This is a genomic window from Sphingomonas sp. BL-S-28, assembly GCF_055521515.1.
In genome coordinates, this window is the sequence record NZ_CM145484.1 from 878640 (window position 1) to 896905 (window position 18266).

The following is an 18266-nucleotide window of genomic DNA, read 5'->3' on the forward strand; positions in this document are numbered from 1 at the left end:
GTCATGTTAGGTGTCGTTCAGTCGCATTGTCTGGGCAGAGGCGATTAGAAGCCCCGTTGTGAATAGCCGGGGCACCTGTTTCAATCACACCCCAACAGCAAAGACCGATAACAAAGCTGTAACAAGACAGCAAATTAACGGCGATCTCCCGGGGTCGCCGAACAAGGTCTTTCGGTAACTCGATTTGCCGATCCATTGGGAGGTTGTGATGAGGAAAGCCCATCGGGCTGCCGCGCTTCTGTGCGGCGCCAGTCTTTTGCATGCGGTTCCGGCGTTGGCGCAAGACGCGCAGGCTGCGGATACTTCCGCTAGCGAACCCGCCGCCGTCTCCGCGCAGGACATCATCGTCACCGGTTCAAGAGCGATCCGCAACGGCGATTCCATGCCGTCGCCGGTCACCGTGGTCCAGCCCTCCAACCTGCTCGCGGTCCAGCCCGGCACGCTGGCCGATGCCCTGAACGCACTGCCCGTCTTCGCCGGCGCACGCGGCCGCACCAGCAACCCGACCTCGACCGGCAGCGGCGGCGCGGGCAACGGCTCGGCCAATCAACTGAACTTGCGCAACCTCGGCCCCACGCGCACGCTGGTGCTGATGGACGGGTTGCGCGTCCCGCCGACGCTGCTGAACGGCGTCGTCGATGTCGACATCATCCCGCAAATGCTGGTCCAGCGCGTCGATACCGTGACCGGCGGCGTCTCGGCGGTCTATGGTTCGGACGCGGTCAGCGGCGTCGTCAACTACATCATCGACAAGGGCTTCAACGGCCTGAAAGTGCAGGCCAGCAGTGGCATTTCGCAGCGCGGCGACGCGTCGCAATACGACATCGGCGTCGCCGGCGGCACCAGCCTGTTCGGCGGCCGCGGCCATATCGAGGCGAGCTACGAATACCGCAAGGAAGGGGGCATCAAATACCGCTCCTCGCGCGATTATCTCGACAGTATCGGCGTGACCGGCACCGGCACCGCCGCCAATCCCTACGTGCTCCAGCACGATGTCCGTCAGGCCAACACGCCGTTCGGCGGCCTGATCACCAGCGGCCCGCTGGCCGGGCAGATCTTCGGCGAGAACGGCGTATTGCGCCCCTTCGTCCACGGCACCACGACCGGCACCAGCGGCCTCGAAATCGGCGGCGACGGCGGCTATTACGACAGTTCGCTGGTCAGCCCGCTGGAATTCAACCAGATCTTCGGCCGCTTCGATTTCGACGTCAGCGACAAGGTGCATTTCCACGCGCAAGTCGCCGGCGATATCAAGAGCAACCAGAACTGGGCCGATCCGCTGCGCCTTTCGGGCGTGACGATGAGTTCGACCAACGCCTTCCTGCCGCAGGCCTATCAGACCGCGATGGCCGGCGTCAGCAGCTTCAAGTTCGGCGAGATGGTCAACGAATCCGGCCGCCTCAACTCGGTCTCGCACACCGACCAGTGGACCGCCAACGCCGGGTTCGATGGCAAGCTGGGCGCGTTCGACTGGAACCTCGATTATGTCTGGGGCGTCACCACGCTCAAGACCACGCTGAACAACAACGTCAACAACCAGAACCTCGCCGCCGCGCTCGATGCGGTTACAGATCCGGCGACGGGCAATGTCGTCTGCCGCGTGACGCTCACCAATCCCGGGCAGATGCCGGGCTGCGTGCCGCTCAACGTATTCGGCCCCACTTCCGCTAGCCAGGCCGCGCTCGCCTACGTGATGCCCAGCACGCATTACCGGGCGCAGACGCGGATGAACAATGTTTCGGGCAGCATCTCCGGCTCGCCGCTCAGCACCTGGGCCGGCCCGATCAACGCCGCGCTTTCGGCCGAATGGCGCAAGGTCAGCTTCGATGCGGACAGCGACACCGATCCCAACGAATATGCCGATTGCACCGGCCTGCGCTACAACTGCACGGCAACCACCAAGCTCTGGCTCAACAGCTTCGCCGCATCGCCCAAAGTCAGCCAGACCGTTTATGAAGCCGCGCTGGAAGTGGACGTACCGCTGCTGAAGGACGTGCCGTTCATCCAGGCGCTGAACGTCAATGGTGCGGCGCGCTACACGCATTACAACACCTCGGGCACGTACTGGACCTGGAAGGCCGGGCTGGACTGGCATGTTACCGATACGCTGCGCATTCGCGGCACCCGGTCGCGCGATATCCGGGCGCCCACGCTCTACGAACTCTTCGCGCCGGCCAACTCGATCCCGGTCAATCCGGTCGACCTGCTGACGGGTACCAGCCCGAGCGTGCAGCAGACCGACCTTTCGAATCCCAACCTCAAGGCGGAAATCGCCAATACCTTGACCGGGGGCGTGGTCTGGAGCCCAACGCCGCGCGCCAGCATCGCGGTGGACGCCTATCACATCACCATCGACGATGCGGTGACGCAGATCGCCGGTTCAACCACGGCCTATCAGCAGGCCTGCTATGCCAGCGGCGGAACCTCGTTCTATTGCTCGCTGCAGGATCGCCCGAACGGCTACGCGGACACCAGTGCCGCGAATGCGGTGACGCACTGGTACACGCTCTACATGAACCTCGCGCAAGTGGAGACATGGGGCATCGATGTGGAAGGCAACTACCGCACCAGCCTGTTCGGCCGCCCGGCCTCGCTGCGCGTGCTGACGTCGTGGCAGCCGCATGTCTACTATCGCCAGCAGGGCACGACCACGCTCGATCAGGGCAATGTCGCCTTCGGGCCGCTGGGCCTGTCCGCCGGTCCGGCATGGCGGATCAGCGCCTTCGCGCAAGTAAAGCCGGCCGAACACCTGACGGTAGACCTGCTGGAACGCTGGCGCGGTTCGATGAAGCTGGGCGGCGATCCGACGCAGTATTGGGTGAGCAACCACGTCGATTCGTTCGCGACGACGAACCTGACGCTGACCTTCGATGCCGACGCCGGCTTCGGCAAGGCGGAGTTCTACGTCAACGTCACCAATCTGTTCGATGCCAAGCCGCCGGCAGCGGCCTATTCGGGCAACGGCACCCGCGCCGGGCTGCGCGACGGCTTTGCCCTCAGCGACGATCCGATCGGGCGGGCGTTCCTTGCCGGTCTGCGCCTGAAACTCTGAACGCGGCTATCACCACTTACGACCATCCTTGCCCGGCCGTCGATGACGAGCCGGGCATTTTTCCATGATCGAAACCCATGTGCGGCGGCGCGATCAATTTGATGCGCCTCACCATATTGACGGATCCCCCGTGACCGTGGCAATGCCTCGCCTCCGGCCAGCAAGCCGGCGTGCGGGTGTAGCTCAATGGTAGAGCAGCAGCTTCCCAAGCTGAATACGAGGGTTCGATTCCCTTCACCCGCTCCAATTCCCCATGACAGGCACGGTCAGTTCGGCAGGCGACTGGTCGTGCTCCAAAAGTTCACCACGTCGTGCAGGGCTTCGGCATATTTGCGGCCGTTGAACGGTTTTACCACGTAGCAGCTGGCGTGCCGTTCGTAACATTCGCGGATGTCGTTGGGCGATTCCGACGATGTGAACATGACCACCGGGATATGTCGCAGGCGCGCATCCGCCTTCACCGTGGCTAGCAGTTCCTTGCCGTCCATCCGCGGCATGTTGATGTCCAGCAGGATAAGCTGGGGAATCTGAGCGGGATCCTCGCCCGATTCCGATCCACCGTCCGGGCGGAGGATTTCCAGCGCCTGCACCCCGTCGTGGGCGACTGTCAGTGCGCAAGGCTGCTGCGCGTTTTTCAGGGCGCGCTCCGTCATTTCCACGTCGCCCTCGTTGTCCTCTACGATCAGGATCTTAAACGGTTTCATGATGGCCGGCCTCCTTGCTTGGGAGCGTGAAATGAAACGTGGTGCCCTGGCCCGGCGCCGAGGTGAAATCGATGTCACCGCCGCAGAGCTGGATGAACTTGCGGCAGGTGGACAGCCCGATGCCGGTGCCGGGATAGTCTTCCTTGCGGTGCAGCCGCTGGAAGATCGTGAAGATTCGCGTGCGAAAAGCCTCGTCGATGCCGATGCCGTTGTCCTGGACCGCAAAATGCCAGAAACGGCCCTGGCGAGCCGCCGTAACCTGTATTTCCGGCGGGCGATCGCCGTTCTGGAATTTCAGGGCATTGCCGATCAGGTTCTGGAACAGCACGCGGATCAGCGTGGAACTGGTTTCCAGCCGGGGCAGGGGGGCATAAGTCACCCGGGCGCCGCTGCTTTCGATCGCATCTTCGAATTCGATCAGGATTTCGCCCAGGATCGCTTCGCAATCGACCGTTTCCAGCGCGATCTCCTCTCGCCCCACGCGGGAGAATGTCAGGATGTCGCTGATCATCTTCTGCATGCGCCGGGCGTTGTCGAGGATGAAGTTCAGATAGCGCTTGCCCCCTTCGCCCAGGCTTTCCTCAGAACTTTCGGCCAGCAACCCGGCGAAGGCGTTCATCATCCGCACGGGTTCCTGCATGTCGTGCGAACAGATGTAGGCGAAGCGCTCCAGTTCCTCGTTCGATTGCGACAGGATGGCGTTCAGGTGCAGGATCTGCTGGCGCTGCACATAGAGATCCAGATAGACCTTCACCTTGCTTTTCAGGATATCCGGATTGATCGGCTTGAAGATGTAGTCGACGGCGCCGATTTCGGCGGCCTTGGAAGCGTACTTGTCTTCCTTGGAAATGGCGGTGACGAAGATGATCGGCACCCCGGCCATGCTTTCGTGTTCCTGCATCAGCATGGCGGTTTCGAAGCCGTCCATCTCCGGCATCTGCACGTCGAGCAGCACGATGGCGAAATCGTGCCGCAGCACCAGCGAAAGCGCCTCGTTGCCAGAGGCCGCCTTGAAGATATCGGCCTGAAGCGGCCTCAGCACCTTTTCCGTGGCCAGCAGGTTTTCCCAGCGGTCGTCGACCAGCAGGATCTTGGGGCGGGTCTCCGCCAGGGCGGCCGGCCCGGTGGTCAGCGGTACGCTTTTGAGGATCGCGGTGGTCATGCCGGTCGTTCCTTCGACAGGGTTTTTCCGGTGATCGGGGCTGGCCTTCCCAGCTTGCCCAGCTTGCCCAAAAGGGCGGCGATGGCGGGCAGCGGCAGGATGTCATCCACCGGGCCGGCATCCAGAGCGGCGCGGGGCATCGGCGGGGCTTCGGCGGTTTCCGGGTCCTGCACGATCGCCCGCCCGCCCCGGGCGCGGATATATTGCAACCCGCTTGCCCCGTCGCGATTGGCGCCGGTCAGCACCACGCCGATCAATGCCGGGCCGAAGGCGTCGGCCGCGCTTTCGAACAGCGGATCGATGGCGGGCCGGCAGTAGTTGACCTTCTCGTCGACCGAGAGGCTGAGGCTGCGATCGGGCTCCACCAGAAGATGATAGCCGGCGGGCGAGATGTAGACGGTGCCGCCCAGGAAATCGGACTTGTCCTCGGCCTCGGTAACCGCAAGTTTGCAATCTCTGGCAAGGATCTCCGTCAGATAGCCGCGCGATCCGGCGTCGATATGCTGAACCACGGCGACGCGCAGCGCGAACCGTTCGGGCAGCGCGGACAACAGCGATTTCAGCGCCTGGATCCCGCCGGCGGATGCCCCCACCACGACGGCCTCGTAGCGGGGCTCAGCCATGGGGGACGATCCCGCGCTTCTTGTAGATCCGCTGCCGACCGTCGAGCGCGTCGTACAGTGGCCGCACTGCCGAGAAGTTGAGGCTTTCCTTGGCCCCCAGGCACAGATAGCCGCCGTGGCGCAGCGAATCCGTGAACAGGCCCAGCACGTGCTCCTGCAATGTCTTGTCGAAATAAATCATGACATTGCGGCAAGTGATCAGGTTCATCTCACCGAACACGCCGTCCGTCACCAGGTTGTGATAGGAAAAGGTGATCTGCTCCCGCAGGAAACTTTTCATCCGCGCATAGCCGTAGCTGGAGCTGTAATAGTCGGCGAAATCGCCGCGGCCGCCGGCTTGCCGATAGTTGTCGGCATAGCCCGCCATGGCCCGGGCCGGGTAAATCCCCTTTTCCGCGATATCGAGCGAATCCTTGTTGAAGTCGGTAGCGTAAAGGCGCGCGCGGTCCAGATAGCCTTCCTCGTGCAACAGGATCGCCAGCGAGTAGACTTCCTCGCCGGTGGCGCAGCCGGCGCACCAGATCTTGATGAAGGGATACGTCTTGAACACCGGGATCAGGCGTTCGCGGATCACACGGTAGCAAGGCGGATCGCGGAACATTTCGGTGACGGTGACCGACATGTAGCGCAGCAGCCGGTCGAAGAAGTCCTGATCGTGCAACACGCGCGCCTGAAGGTCGCTGAAATGCGCAAGACCCGCCGCGCGCCGGGCCTGATCCAGGCGGCGGCGGATGGAGGCGTGCGAATAGTGCGTGAAGTCGTAGCTCCAGCGGCGGCGGATGGCCTCCAGCAGCAGCGCGATCTCGATCGTTTCGACGTCCTCGCGCCCATGCGGCGCGGGCAGATCGGCGATATCGTCCTCGGGCAAGCCGGCGGGCAGTGGCGCGCCTGACATCGGCATGCGCAGCGAAGCCAGCTTCATGCCGCCTTCTCCTGCCGGAACAGCCAGACCCGCAGCAGCGTCAGCAGCCTGTCGATGTCGACGGGTTTGGTCATATAGTCGTTGGCGCCGGCATCCATGCAGTGATCGACCTCTTCCGGCATGGCGCGGGCGGTAAGCGCGATGATCGGCAGTCTGTCCCACTCGCGGTTGCGGCGGATTTCGCGCATCGCCTGGTAGCCGTCCATCACCGGCATCATGATGTCCATGATCACCAGTTCGATCTGCTTGTGCTCCCGCAGCTTTTCGATCGCCATCTGGCCATTGTCGGCGATGACGAGGTTGAGGTTGTGCTTCTTCAGCACCTTGGAAAGGGCAAAGGTGTTGCGCATGTCATCGTCGACCAGCAGCACGGTGCGGTTCTTCAGCGTCTGATCCGGATCGTGGTGCATACGGATAAGCGCCTGCTGGTCTTGCGACAGGCTCGATTCCACGCTGTGCAGGAACAGGGTGACCTCATCCAGCAGCCGCTCCGAAGAGGACGCGCCCTTGATCACGATGCTTTCGGTATAGTTGGCGAGGTTGCGGTTTTCCTCCTCGGTCAGATCGCGGGCGGTGTGGACGATGATTGGCGGGCGGCCATCCTCTCCGATCAGGCCTTCCGCCCTCTTCAGCCATTCGAAACCGGTCATGTCCGGCAGGCTGAGGTCCAGGATCACGCAGTCGAACGCTTGCCGCTTCATCTGCTCCAGCGCCCCTGAGCCGGTTTCGGCAACGGTGATCTCGATGTTCTTCTGCGTCAGCAGGCTGCGGATCGCGGTCTGGGTGACGCGGTCGTCCTCGATCAGCAGCACGCGCTTGATCTCCGCATGCAGCAGCGCCTCTATGCGGGTGAAGGCCGTGTCGATATCCTCTTCGGCCACGGGCTTGGCCAGGAAGCCCATCGCCCCCTTGCGCATGGGGGCCAGTGCCTCGACATTCTCGACGCCGGAGATGATGTGGACCGGGATGTGGCGCGTGTTCAACGCGTGCTTCAATTGGTCAAGCACGATGAGGCCGTCGATATCGGGCAGGCGCAAGTCCAGCAGGATGGCGGTCACGGGATATTCGGCGGCCAGGATCAGGCCGCTCTTGCCGTCCCCGGCGGCCAGCACCTTGTATCCGCGCTTGTGTGCCGTTTTCATTAGGATCATCGCGAAGCCGGGATCGTCCTCCACGATCAGCAGGACGCGATCTCCCGGAGCGATCACCTGCCGGTCATCGTCGATGAAGCGCCGCATGGGCGGGCGTTCGGCGGCGGCGGCGTTGGGCGGGAGGACGACCGGGGCCGCCACCATGGGCGCAATGGTTGCCACCGCCGGGCCGACCCGGCCAATCGGCAGGAACAGGGTAAAGGTCGATCCCTGGCCCTTCGCGCTCTCCACGTGGATTTCGCCGCCCAGCACTTGTGCGAACTTGCGCGCGATCGTCAGGCCCAGCCCGGTGCCGCCGTAATGGCGGTCGATCGATCCGTCTTCCTGCTGGAACGCCTCGAAAATGTCCTTCAACTTGGTTTCGTCGATGCCGATGCCGGTATCCGTCACCGCCAGCGCAATCGTATGGGCGGGATCGAGATCGGCGCGCTGCAGCCCCTCTCCACCCCGCGCGCGCCGCAGCGCCAGCGTGACCGCACCCTGTTCGGTGAACTTGAAGGCATTGGACAGCAGGTTCTTCATGATCTGTTCGACGCGCTGGGCATCGGTTTCGATCCGCGCGGGCAGGGCGGGGTCGCACTCGATCCGGAACGCGACGCCCCTGTCGCGGGCGACCAGTTCGAAGCCCTGCTTCAGCCGGGCGACGATGGCATCGACGGGCGTTTCTTCGGCAACGATCGTGATCTTGCCGGCCTCGACCTTTGACAAGTCGAGGATATCGTTGATCAGGTTCAGCAGTTCCAGCCCGCCGTTGTGGATGACGCGGGCTTCCTCCACTTGTTCGACGGTCAGGTTGCCCGTCTCGTTGGCGGCAAGGCTGCGGGACAGGATCAGCAGCGAATTGAGCGGGGTGCGCAGTTCGTGGCTCATGTTGGCCAGGAATTCGGACTTGTACCGCGATGATTGTTCGACCTCGCGCACTTTCTGTTCGACCAGGCGCCGGGACTCTTCCAGTTCGCGGGACTGGGCGCGGATCCGCTCGTTCTGCTCCTCCAGCGCGCTGGTCTTTTCCTCCAGTTCCTCGTTTGAAACCTCGATCTCTTCGTTGGAGGCCTTGAGCTCCTCCTGCTGCATCTTCAGCTCTTCTTCGCGCCTTTCCAGTTCCTGGGTGTAGAGCAGTTGCTGGGCCTGCGCGCGGGCGCGGCTGCGCTGGTAGAGCCAGATGGCGACAACGATGCCGAAGTAGGAGACCAGGGTGATGCCGCCCATCAGCCACTTGTTGTGCTCCAGATTGGCCGCATCCACTTCCTGGCGTTGCCGCAGCAGGTGCTCTTCCTCGGCGGTCATGACGGTCAGCTGCTCGCGCACCCGCGCGATCAGGGTCTGGCCGTGGATAAGGACGGGTTCGGTAACGTCCGCCTGAGGCGCCGCCTCGCGCGCTTCTATCGTTTTTGCGAAGTAATCGAGCAGGGCCCGGCTTCGGTTCTCCAGTTCGTCCATATTGGCTTGCTGGGAAGCGTTGTCCGCCGTCAGGCTGCGCAGCAGCGCCAGTTCCTGCCTGATGGAGCGGTGCACGGGCGCTCTGTCATCGTCCGTCGGCGCGGCTTTGCCATCGCGCAGAGCGTCGGTGTACGTCTGAAGAAAGTCGGGATTTCCGGTCAGCAGATAGCCGGGGTGACCGGCTCCGGCGCTTTCATAGAGATCGCGAAGCAGGGATATGTGTCGGCGGACAGAGTAAGTATGATCCACCCAGCCGCGCGCCCGGCTGACGGCGGCATCCTGCATCGCGAACATCAGCGTGGCCAGCAGGAAGGCCGCCGTGACCACCCCTATGGCGATCGCCGTGGCGTGGCGGGCAAACAGGTTTTCCTGCAAGTTTTCCGGTGGCAGGTCTTCCTTGCGCGGCGCTGGCATCATGGGCGTCTCTCGGAATTCCGGCAGCGGCGACGGCGTTGTCGGCAGCCGTCGTGGCCGGAATGGAAGAACTCATGCTGCCGCTGCGCGGATCCGCCGTTTCGCCCATGATCTCCCCCGGGCGCCCCCGCGCATTCGACGTCGGTCAGCCCTTAAGGCAATGGCCGAAAACCGCTTTTTAATGGCTAATGGCGGACTAGGTATCGATACGGGGCGGTGCCGTGAAACGGCTACCAGCGCAGCACGCGGGGCCCCAGCAGCGCGCCCAGTCCGGCGGCGAGCGCAATGCCCAGCGAATACCAGGTCAGCACGAAAAGCGCCGATGTTTCAGGGCAATGCAGGCAATAGAGGCAGGCCGCCCATGCCCCGGCAGCCAAGCCGGCAGTGGCGCCGGCCAGACGCAGGCGCGTCGGCGCCAGCCGCCGCAAGGCCCAGAGCAGCCCGGCAAGGATCGGCAGCGAGAGCAGGAACACCACGCCAGCACAGACCTTCCAGCTGTGCCCCAGCCACATGTGCAGCCATTGCGACGGCGGCACATGAAAAAGTTCGAGCGCGGCAGCGAAGCCAAGCAGGATCAGCGGCAGCACCAGCAGCCACAGCCGTCGCTGCGGCCCGCAGTCCGGCCGGGCGAGGCGCAAGGTGGCGGCAATGGCCAGCGCGCCCAGCGCGGCGACATAGACCGCTTTCATCCAGAACCGCCCGCCCTGGATCGCCTGGGCCAGATCGTGCCGGATACCCAGGCCCAGCACCAGCAAGGCCGCCGTCACCAACGCGCCCAGCGCCAGCCCGGTCATGATTCGCCGTGCGGCGGCATGGCGCGGCACGGCGCACAAGTCCGCGCTGAGCGAGGCGACGAGACGGTCGCACGCGCCGCTATCATGGCCTTTTTCGCGATGGGCGCTCATTTCAGCGCCTCCCGCACGCGGGCGGCCAGCGCCTTGAGCCCGCGATGGGTGGAAACCTTCACGTCCGATTCGCCCATCCCCTCCCGCGCGGCGGCTTCGGCGGTGGACAGTCCTTCGATCCGCGTCGCGCGGATGGCGCGGGCCTGCTTGTCGGGAATCGTTCCCAATAGCGCTTCGGTATCGATGCCGGCGCCCACTTCGTCCTCGAAGCTGTCGATCGGAAAGCTGTCCTCCAGCCCGTCGATAGGCACGGTACGGCCCTGCCGCCGGAAATGGTCGATCATCTTGTATCGGGCGATCGCATAGAGCCAGCCGGTGAAGCTGCGCGAAGGATCGTAGGTCATCCGGCGGGAGTGCAAGGCGATCAGCGTTTCCTGTAGAAGATCCTCGATATCGTCATCCTGCCCGCGCATCCGGCGGCGAAAGAATGCGCGAAGGCGTGGCACCAGAGCCTCCAGCAGGCGGGCATAGGCGCGGGCGTCGCCATCGAGGGCGCGGACCATCCAGTCCCTGAGTTCGGTATCGCCGGTGCGCATCAGCATATCCTGGGGTTCGTCCCAATGGGCCAGGACGTTACACGCTGCCGGAAGATGTGCGAGGATTTATCCTTGTGCGATCATTCCCCTGCGCGGCGGTAGAGCACCGAGTGGCCATTTTCGCCCGAGCGGGCGACCGGGGTCCAGCCCGGCACCGGCAAGACGCGCGTATCCTGCCAGATGATCCAGAGATAGGGCACGGCGAGAGGGACTTGCGCGGCACTTTGCAGCAGCGGCACCGGCGCGCCGGGGTGCGGCTCGCCAAACGTCTGGATCATCCCTTCGCAGGGTTCGCCGATCTCGATCGAGGAAGGATCGCGGTCGAACGGCGCGGCTGCCGGATTGGAAATGCTCAACAACTGGCCGCCGGACATCGCGAACTGGTCGTTGGCGAAAGCATGGCGGCGCATCAGCGCATAGCTGGCGATGTGCATGTTTCGCTGCCGGCCCTGCAGAACGTAAGTGCGGCAGGGCATGGCATTGAAGGTGACGAGTTGCGAACCGCGCGGAAGTCGGTCCAGCACGGCGGTTTCCTGTTGGATCTGATGGTCCGACATGGCCATGCTCACGGTGTTTCCGGCCAGTCGCATTCCGAAGAAGGCAAACCCCAGCACGACCAGCCAACCCATTGCGCGCGATCCGGAGGCCGGGCGCAGCGCAATCAGGGCCAGCGCAAAGATCGACGGCATCATGCGCATATCCGCGTAATACGAACCGTAGATCCAGCTGGGCATTATCCAGAATGCCGCGAAGAGCAGCGCGGCGGAGAGTGCCAGCCCCTTGTGCAAGGCGAAAGAGGAAGAGCGCCAGGCCGATACGATCAGGATCACCAGACCCAGGGCGCAGAGCGAATCGAAAAGGCTCCAGCGGTCGGCCAGGACATTGGCGATGAAGTAGAGCTTATAGGCGAGCAGAAACCAGCCCTTGGTCGGGAGGTGTTCCGGTGTGTGCGGCCACAGCAGGCTGAGCAGCTGCGGAACCAGCAGGCAACTGCTGGCCACGAACCCGATGATCGCCGCGCGCCAGAACCGGCCGCTGGCTTCCAGTCTTGCCGCGAATTCGCAGCAGCCGACCATGATGCAAAGCACGGCCCATCCGGCCAGATGGCTGATCCAGACGACCCCGGCGATCGGACAGAACACCAGCCAGCGCAGGCGCGGGCGCGCGGCCATCCACGGGCTGATCCAAAGCGCCAGCGAAAGCGTTGCCAGCGCGATTGCCAGCGTGAAGTTGATGAAGCCGTATTGAAATGGATTGCCATAGGCCAGCGGCAGGGCGAACAGCGCGGATGCCGTGATCCGGCCATGGGCCGCGCGCGATAGCAGCAGATAGCCCGCCGTCTGCAAGGCGATGATCAGTAGCGCGATCGCCTTCATCGTCAGCCTCAGGCCGAGCAGCGGCTCCAGCGCAAAGGCGAGCAGGTCGGTGCCGAGGTTGGGGATGAGGTTCCATTGGAAGTGGAACCACCGGGCGATATCGGCCGAACGCCCCGCGTCCTGCTGCACCATGAATCGCGACATATGCGCGGGAAGATCGGTCAGCGGCGGCACTTGCGGAACGATCAGCGGCACGCAGGCCAGCAGCACCAAAACCAGCACGGCCGCCCAACCGCCCGGCAGGTAGCCATGTCGCCAGTCCGCCGGACTGGTCGCCGCACGCTCTTGGGCCGTCAGCGCTCTCATCGTGCGGCTCCTGTTGCGGCGAAGACGAAGCGGCGCGAAAGCAGGAAGAACGTAACGGAATAGGCTGCCATTGCCGCCACCTGCCCGATCAGGTTCTCCACGAAGCCCAGGCTTCGCATGGCCGCCAGAACGGCAAGATTGGTTGCGTAGGCCACTGCGAAAACTCCCAGGAAAAGTCCGATTTCCCGCGCGCCCACCGCGCCGCGGACGCCGAAAGTCCAGCGCCGGTTCAATGTGAACGAAACGCAGAGGCCAATGGCATAGCTGGCCGCATTGGCGATCCAGTCGCCCGCGCCCGAACGCAGCAGCACAGCGATCGCGGCCAGTCCGACCAGTGTATTGATCAGGCCGACAAGCCCGAAACGGAAACCTGCGCGCAGCATCCGGTCAGTCGCGTCCGGCGCCGATGGTCCAGGTCGTGGCGGCAATCATGGAATCGAAGGAAACGGGCGCGATGGCCTGCGCGGCCGGTGCGCGCTGCGAGCGAATCTCGCGCACGATGAACAGCGGGCGGCGCTTGTTCTCAAGGTAGAGGCGGCCGAGATAATCGCCGAAAACGCCCAGGATCAGCAGTTGCACGCTGCCCATGATCAGAACCACGGCGATCAGGCTGGTCCAGCCGGCGATCGTGCCGTCACCTATCCAGCGCACCAGCGCCCAGCCCAACATGGCGAAGCCGACAAGGCCCATCGCCAGCCCCAGGTGCGAGGCGATGCGCAGCGGCAGCGTGGAAAAGCTGGTGATCGCATCGAGTGCCAGGCGAATCATCTTGTGCAGCGGATAGTGGCTTTCCCCCGCCACGCGCGGATCGCGGTCGTATTCCACGGGGACTTGTTCGAAACCGATCCAGCTGACCATGCCGCGAATGAAGCGGAAGCGTTCGGGCATAGCGTTCAACTGGTCCACCACGCGCCGGGTCATCAACCGGAAATCGCCGGTGTCGAGCGGGATCTCGTGATCCGCCATCCGATTGAGCAGCTTGTAGAATACCGAAGCGGTGGCGCGCTTGAAGCGGCTTTCGCCCATCCGCTCGCGCCGCTTGCCATAGACGACGTCGTAACCCTCGTCGATCTTCGCCAGCATTTCCCGCAGCAGTTCCGGCGGGTCCTGCAGATCGGCATCGATGATCATCACCAGGTCGCCGCGGCAAACCTGCAGCCCGGCGGTCACGGCCAGCTGATGGCCGTGATTGCGGGAGAGGTCCACGCCCAGCACATGCGGGTTGCGCGCGGAAAGGGCGCAGATCTTGGCCCAGGTGCCGTCTTTCGAACCGTCGTTGACCAGCACGATCTCGAAATCGTCGCCCACCTCGGCCGCGCAGGCGGCGGTGAGTCGCGCTTCGAGCATGTCGAGCACGGCCTGTTCGTTGTAGCAGGGAACCACCACCGAAAGGCGCGGCGGCGCGGGTGTCAGCTGTGCGGTTGCCAGCTGCGAAGCGATCGGCTCCATCTTCATGGTCTTCGAAATCCCCCGAACGGCCCTTGCGGCGTCTCCCGCCTTATCCGCCACGAATGGTTAATCCTGTGTAAAACCGCACGAACCGCGGGTTTTTGCGGAGGATGGCCGTCATGGCTCATGAACCCTGTTTGCCTAGCTCTGGACGCGCGAAGCCTGGCGCCGGGGAGGTTGGCTGTGAGCGGACTGGAAGCATTGATGATCAAGGCGCGGGGCGCGGCGCGGCGCGGGGAGACCGAGGCCGCACGGGCGCTCTACCGCGAGGCGTTGGACAGGTTTCCGCGCAATTCGCGCGCCCGTGCCGCACTCCACGCGCTGGAGGCGGCCAATGCCAATCCGCCGGCGGAGCAGCTCGACGCGATGATCTCCGCCTACCAAGCCGGGGCGATGGACGAGGCCGCGCGTCATGGCGCTCGGCTGGCCGAGGCATTCCCGCAAAGTTTCACCGTCCACAACCTTCAGGGTGCGGCCCTGCTGGCATTGGGCGTGCTGCCGGCGGCGGAAGCGGCGTTCCGCCGTGCCATCGCCGCCGATCCCGATGCCGCCGCCTGCTACAACAACCTGGCCATCACCTTGCGGCAACAGAACCGCACATCGGAAGCCGAATCGATCTATCGCGCGGTGATCGCCCGCCACCCCGACTATGCCGATGCCCACTACAACCTTGGCAACCTGCTGGACCTTGCCGGACGCGCCCGGGAGGCCGAGGTGGAATTCGCCGCGACCGTGAAGATCGACCCCGGCTATGTCGAGGCGCACTACAACCTAGGCAACTTGCGCGCGAAGCGGGGCGCGCGCGGCGCGGCGATCGACGCCTATCGCAAGGCGGTGACGCTGAAGCCGGACCATGCCAATGCCTACAACAACATGGGCGGCGAACTGTTGTTGCTGGACCGCATTGACGAAGCGCTGGAGGCTTACGACCACGCATTGGCAGCTGGGCCCGAGAATACCCAGGCCATCGTCAACCGGGGCAAGGCGCTGGTGCTGAAAGGGGCGCTGCCCGACGCCATCGCCGCCTTCCGCCAGGCCTTCACCATCGATCCGGACGACCGTTCCGCGCTGCTGCAGGCGCTGTTCGAGGAAGCGCATGTCTGCGACTGGCGCCACCGCGACCAGTTCGCGCTGACCGATGGCCCATCGGCAGCCGCCGTCCAGCCTTTCGCGACATTGCCGTTCCTTGACGATCCCGAGCACCAGCTTCGCCGCTCGCTGGCCTGCGCGGCTGTGAAGTTCGGCGCTGAGCCGGAAACCCTGCCCGATCCGCAGCCATCCGCCGATGGTCGCATCCGCATCGGCTATTTCTCGGCCGACTTCCACGATCACGCGACGATGTACCTGATGAGCGGCCTGTTCCGCGAGCATGACCGCACCCGCTTCGACATCCGCCTTTACAGCTACGGCCCGCCGCGCGAGGAAGATGCCTCCCGCGCCGAACTGCGCCGGCATATCGATGCCTTCACCGAGATCGGCCATCTGACAGACGTGCAAGTGCGCGATCTGGCCCGCGACGACGGACTGGACATCGCGGTGGACCTGAAGGGCTATACGCGCGGCACCCGCAGCACGATGTTCGGCCAGCGCCTTGCGCCTGTGCAGGTGAGCCACATGGGCTATCCGGGCACCATCGGCCATTCCTGCATCGATTACTTCGTGGCCGACACGGTCGCGCTGCCGCCCGGCACTGAGGCGTGGTTCAGCGAGAAGATCGTACGTCTTGCCGGCTGCTATCAGGCCAACGACGACCGGCGCGTCATCGTGCCCGACAGCCGATCCCGCGCGGACTGGGGCCTGCCGGAGCGGGACGGGGAGCGGGGCTTCGTGTTCTGTTGCTTCAACCACACCTACAAGATCGGCCCGGCCGAATGCGCCGTGTGGATGCGGTTGCTGGATCAGGTGGAGGGCAGCGTGCTCTGGCTATTGCGCTCCAACGAATGGGCCGAAGCGAACTTGCGGCGAGAGGCAGAGGCGCGCGGCATCGACCCTGCACGGCTGGTCTTCACCAAGGGCATTCCCCATGGCGAGCACCTTGGCCGCCTGGCCCATGCCGACCTGTTCCTCGATACCTTCAACGTCAACGCGCATACGACCGCGTCCGATGCGCTCTGGGCGGGGCTGCCGGTGCTAACCCTGACCGGCTGCCAGTTCGCCGCACGGGTGGCGACCAGTCTTGTCCATGCCGTGGGCCTGCCGGAAATGGCGGTGACGGCGGTCGATGCCTACGAGGCGACGGCACTGGCGCTGGCCCGCGATCCCCAGCGGCTAATGGAACTGCGGGCGCGGCTGGCGGAAAACCGCCTGACCGCGCCGCTGTTCCGCACCGCTGATTACACGCGCCGCCTTGAAAGAGCCTTTGCGGAGATGCACCGGCGCCGGCTGGAGGGGCTGGCGCCGGATCACTTCGAACAGGGCTGATCCGCCCGAACCCTTTCAGGGAACGAGTGCGGAAACCTCCAGCCGCTGCCCGGCATATTCGGCGTAGCCGCGCGACAGGGGCAGGCCATCGGCGCCTCCATCGAACACGATGCCGGCGGGCAGTCTGCCGCCCAGCGGTCCGAAGGTGATCGTCAGGTCCATGCGGCCGGGCTGCGGGCCCGCCAGTTCGACCTTGGCGGTGTAGGTCGATCGGCCACGCGGGTCGATCGCCATGGATTCGCTGCCCGAATAGACATTGCGGCCATCGTCGCTGAAATTGGCGTAGGTCTTTTCTATCCGCGTGGGCGTGCGGTGGTAGGTCACGTAGCCCGACACTCGGCCATAGACTTTGATGTCGATATCGTGGCTGGACCGGGCATAGACGCCAACCGCCGACAGGTCGGTAATACCATAGGAGACGCGGTCGGGCGTCGGGTGTGTAGGAACGGCCGGACCGGGCCGGTAATCGGGCAGGCGCACGACCTGGATACGCTGGCTACCGCCATCGCGCCGCCCCTCCATCCACATCGCCCGCTTGCCGTCGGGATGCCAGGACATCGGCGAATAGTAGACCCATGCCGGATCGGTGTTCAGGCCGATGCCTTTGTAGCCGGGTTGATGCTGCGATTGCGCGATGTCGATCAGCGCGGGCCCGATATTCCCGGGGCGATCGCGCCGCACGCCGGTGACCCCGTAAGTATAGGCGAACATGCTCAGGCCCATATTGAGACTGTCCGGGTAAGGGCGCGGCAACAGGTCCAGCACCGCCGGGTTCGATCCGGGCGAGAAGCGCGTCGTCATCGTGATGCCAAGGCGGCCGTCGGGGGAGACAATCGTCGTTTCGGTATAGCCCGGCGTATCGGTGACGGCTTCGTTGCGGCCATCCGCCAGATGCAGGATGACCGAATCCGGCAAGTCCCGACGCGCCGCCCCGGCGACCGATATCGCTGTGCCGCCGTCCACGAATTGCTTGACCTCGCCGCCGCGGATCGGCGCGGGCAGGACGCCATCGGCATGGGCAGGGTCGCGCGTGGTGAACGGGTCCAGCGTGCTGACGATCTGCGCGCCGGCAATGGCGTAGCCGCTATCGTTCCGCCGCAACTCGCCGGTGAAGACCAGTGCCGAATAGTTGGCCAGCAGCGTGGTCCAGGCGACGTGGCGATTGTCCGGAGCGACGATGGGCTCCGACCATCGGTGGCCGATGTCGTCACCGTCCGCCACTTCGGCCGGGTATTGCACCGGAAGCAGTTTCGCATCGTCACAGGCTTCAAGGGCCTTGGTGCACTCGATCACGAAATCGCCCAGGAAGATGCGCCGGTCGTCGGGAAAGACCATGTAGCGCAGGCCGTTGTCTTTCGGCCGGTCCGGAATTGGGCCGGTGAAGAAGGGGCGAAAGCCGGTGCCGTCGTCGTTCAGCGTTGCCAGCGAGATGTCCCGTTCCGGCGTGGCGGCGTCCTTCGCGTAGCTGACCAGCACTTTGCCCGAAGGCGTATAGGTGGCCGAGCGGACCGTGATGCCCGCCGGCATCGGAATGGTGGAGACGCCATGCCGCCCCGAAGCCCGCGAGGCATCCGCCGAGGGGGCGGCAGGGGCGGCGGCAAGATCCTGTGCACCTGTCGCCAGCGTGGCGAGGACTGCTGCAAGCGCGGCGGTTCTACTGTCGATTTTCAATGCGATGTCCACCCTCGTTGGTGCGCGGCGGCAAGGGGCTGCAAAGCTGTCGCGCGAATGCGCTTCGTGCTGGCCGATTGCCGCTGGCGGACAAGGCCGAATCCGTAACGCATCGGATGGTGTGCGCAAGACCC

General features: G+C 64.5%; 13 protein-coding genes and 1 tRNA gene. 3 read left to right on the forward strand and 11 right to left on the reverse strand.

All coding sequences use genetic code 11. The features are described from left to right. Nucleotides 1-208: 208 nt before the first annotated feature. On the forward strand, nt 209-3052 hold the full coding sequence (locus tag ACZ1JC_RS12875) for a TonB-dependent receptor plug domain-containing protein (RefSeq protein WP_465136487.1): 2844 nt from the start codon (nt 209-211) through the stop codon (nt 3050-3052). Nucleotides 3053-3224: 172 nt separating this feature from the next. Next, nucleotides 3225-3298: transfer RNA gene (locus ACZ1JC_RS12880), tRNA-Gly, on the forward strand. A 20-nt stretch (nt 3299-3318) separates the two neighbouring features. Here ACZ1JC_RS12880 and ACZ1JC_RS12885 read toward each other — a convergent pair. The 10 genes from ACZ1JC_RS12885 to ACZ1JC_RS12930 form a co-directional block, all read right to left on the reverse strand. Beyond that, entirely contained in the window at nt 3319-3756 is a 438-nt protein-coding gene (locus ACZ1JC_RS12885; protein ID WP_465136486.1) for a response regulator, read from the reverse strand. After that, on the reverse strand, nt 3743-4918 hold the full coding sequence (locus ACZ1JC_RS12890; RefSeq protein ID WP_465136485.1) for a sensor histidine kinase: 1176 nt from the start codon (nt 4916-4918) through the stop codon (nt 3743-3745). Before ACZ1JC_RS12890 ends, ACZ1JC_RS12885 begins: the two co-directional genes overlap by 14 nt. Further along, nucleotides 4915-5541: a chemotaxis protein CheB gene (locus tag ACZ1JC_RS12895; protein ID WP_465136484.1), complete on the reverse strand. Its 627-nt coding sequence runs from the start codon at nt 5539-5541 to the stop codon at nt 4915-4917. Before ACZ1JC_RS12895 ends, ACZ1JC_RS12890 begins: the two co-directional genes overlap by 4 nt. Further along, on the reverse strand, nt 5534-6463 hold the full coding sequence (locus tag ACZ1JC_RS12900) for a CheR family methyltransferase (protein WP_465136483.1): 930 nt from the start codon (nt 6461-6463) through the stop codon (nt 5534-5536). Before ACZ1JC_RS12900 ends, ACZ1JC_RS12895 begins: the two co-directional genes overlap by 8 nt. Next, nucleotides 6460-9471, reverse strand: coding sequence for a response regulator (locus ACZ1JC_RS12905; RefSeq protein WP_465136482.1), 3012 nt, complete (start codon nt 9469-9471; stop codon nt 6460-6462). Before ACZ1JC_RS12905 ends, ACZ1JC_RS12900 begins: the two co-directional genes overlap by 4 nt. A gap of 227 nt (nt 9472-9698) precedes the next feature. Further along, on the reverse strand, nt 9699-10373 hold the full coding sequence (locus tag ACZ1JC_RS12910) for a DUF1109 domain-containing protein (protein ID WP_465136481.1): 675 nt from the start codon (nt 10371-10373) through the stop codon (nt 9699-9701). Next, complete coding sequence (locus ACZ1JC_RS12915; protein ID WP_465136480.1) at nt 10370-10909, reverse strand: sigma-70 family RNA polymerase sigma factor; 540 nt, start codon at nt 10907-10909, stop codon at nt 10370-10372. The genes ACZ1JC_RS12910 and ACZ1JC_RS12915 overlap by 4 nt, the downstream gene beginning before the upstream one ends. An 80-nt stretch (nt 10910-10989) precedes the next feature. After that, entirely contained in the window at nt 10990-12591 is a 1602-nt protein-coding gene (locus ACZ1JC_RS12920; protein WP_465136479.1) for a GtrA family protein, read from the reverse strand. Then, nucleotides 12588-12974, reverse strand: a complete 387-nt coding sequence (locus tag ACZ1JC_RS12925; RefSeq protein ID WP_465136478.1) for a GtrA family protein — start codon at nt 12972-12974, stop codon at nt 12588-12590. The genes ACZ1JC_RS12920 and ACZ1JC_RS12925 overlap by 4 nt, the downstream gene beginning before the upstream one ends. Before the next feature lie 4 nt (nt 12975-12978). After that, nucleotides 12979-14046, reverse strand: coding sequence for a glycosyltransferase family 2 protein (locus ACZ1JC_RS12930; protein WP_465136477.1), 1068 nt, complete (start codon nt 14044-14046; stop codon nt 12979-12981). Between the two features lie 177 nt (nt 14047-14223). Here ACZ1JC_RS12930 and ACZ1JC_RS12935 point away from each other — a divergent pair, with 177 nt between their 5' ends. Continuing rightward, a complete protein-coding gene (locus tag ACZ1JC_RS12935) occupies nt 14224-16461 on the forward strand; it encodes an O-linked N-acetylglucosamine transferase, SPINDLY family protein (protein ID WP_465136476.1) in 2238 nt (745 codons plus the stop codon). A 15-nt stretch (nt 16462-16476) separates the two neighbouring features. Here ACZ1JC_RS12935 and ACZ1JC_RS12940 read toward each other — a convergent pair whose 3' ends face one another. Next, nucleotides 16477-18132 carry a hypothetical protein gene (locus ACZ1JC_RS12940; protein WP_465136475.1) on the reverse strand — a complete coding sequence of 552 codons (1656 nt, stop codon included), beginning with the start codon at nt 18130-18132 and terminating at the stop codon, nt 16477-16479. Nucleotides 18133-18266: the final 134 nt, after the last annotated feature.

Bases quoted from the DNA above. Each gene is read 5' to 3' on its own strand.
- ACZ1JC_RS12900 (WP_465136483.1), bottom strand. From the start codon at position 6,463: ATGAAGCTGGCTTCGCTGCGCATGCCGATGTCAGGCGCGCCACTGCCC.
- ACZ1JC_RS12930 (WP_465136477.1), bottom strand. From the start codon at position 14,046: ATGAAGATGGAGCCGATCGCTTCGCAGCTGGCAACCGCACAGCTGACA.
- ACZ1JC_RS12905 (WP_465136482.1), bottom strand. From the start codon at position 9,471: ATGATGCCAGCGCCGCGCAAGGAAGACCTGCCACCGGAAAACTTGCAG.
- ACZ1JC_RS12890 (WP_465136485.1), bottom strand. From the start codon at position 4,918: ATGACCACCGCGATCCTCAAAAGCGTACCGCTGACCACCGGGCCGGCC.
- ACZ1JC_RS12920 (WP_465136479.1), bottom strand. From the start codon at position 12,591: ATGAGAGCGCTGACGGCCCAAGAGCGTGCGGCGACCAGTCCGGCGGAC.
- ACZ1JC_RS12910 (WP_465136481.1), bottom strand. From the start codon at position 10,373: ATGAGCGCCCATCGCGAAAAAGGCCATGATAGCGGCGCGTGCGACCGT.
- ACZ1JC_RS12915 (WP_465136480.1), bottom strand. From the start codon at position 10,909: ATGCGCACCGGCGATACCGAACTCAGGGACTGGATGGTCCGCGCCCTC.
- ACZ1JC_RS12925 (WP_465136478.1), bottom strand. From the start codon at position 12,974: ATGCTGCGCGCAGGTTTCCGTTTCGGGCTTGTCGGCCTGATCAATACA.
- ACZ1JC_RS12885 (WP_465136486.1), bottom strand. From the start codon at position 3,756: ATGAAACCGTTTAAGATCCTGATCGTAGAGGACAACGAGGGCGACGTG.
- ACZ1JC_RS12875 (WP_465136487.1), top strand. From the start codon at position 209: ATGAGGAAAGCCCATCGGGCTGCCGCGCTTCTGTGCGGCGCCAGTCTT.
- ACZ1JC_RS12895 (WP_465136484.1), bottom strand. From the start codon at position 5,541: ATGGCTGAGCCCCGCTACGAGGCCGTCGTGGTGGGGGCATCCGCCGGC.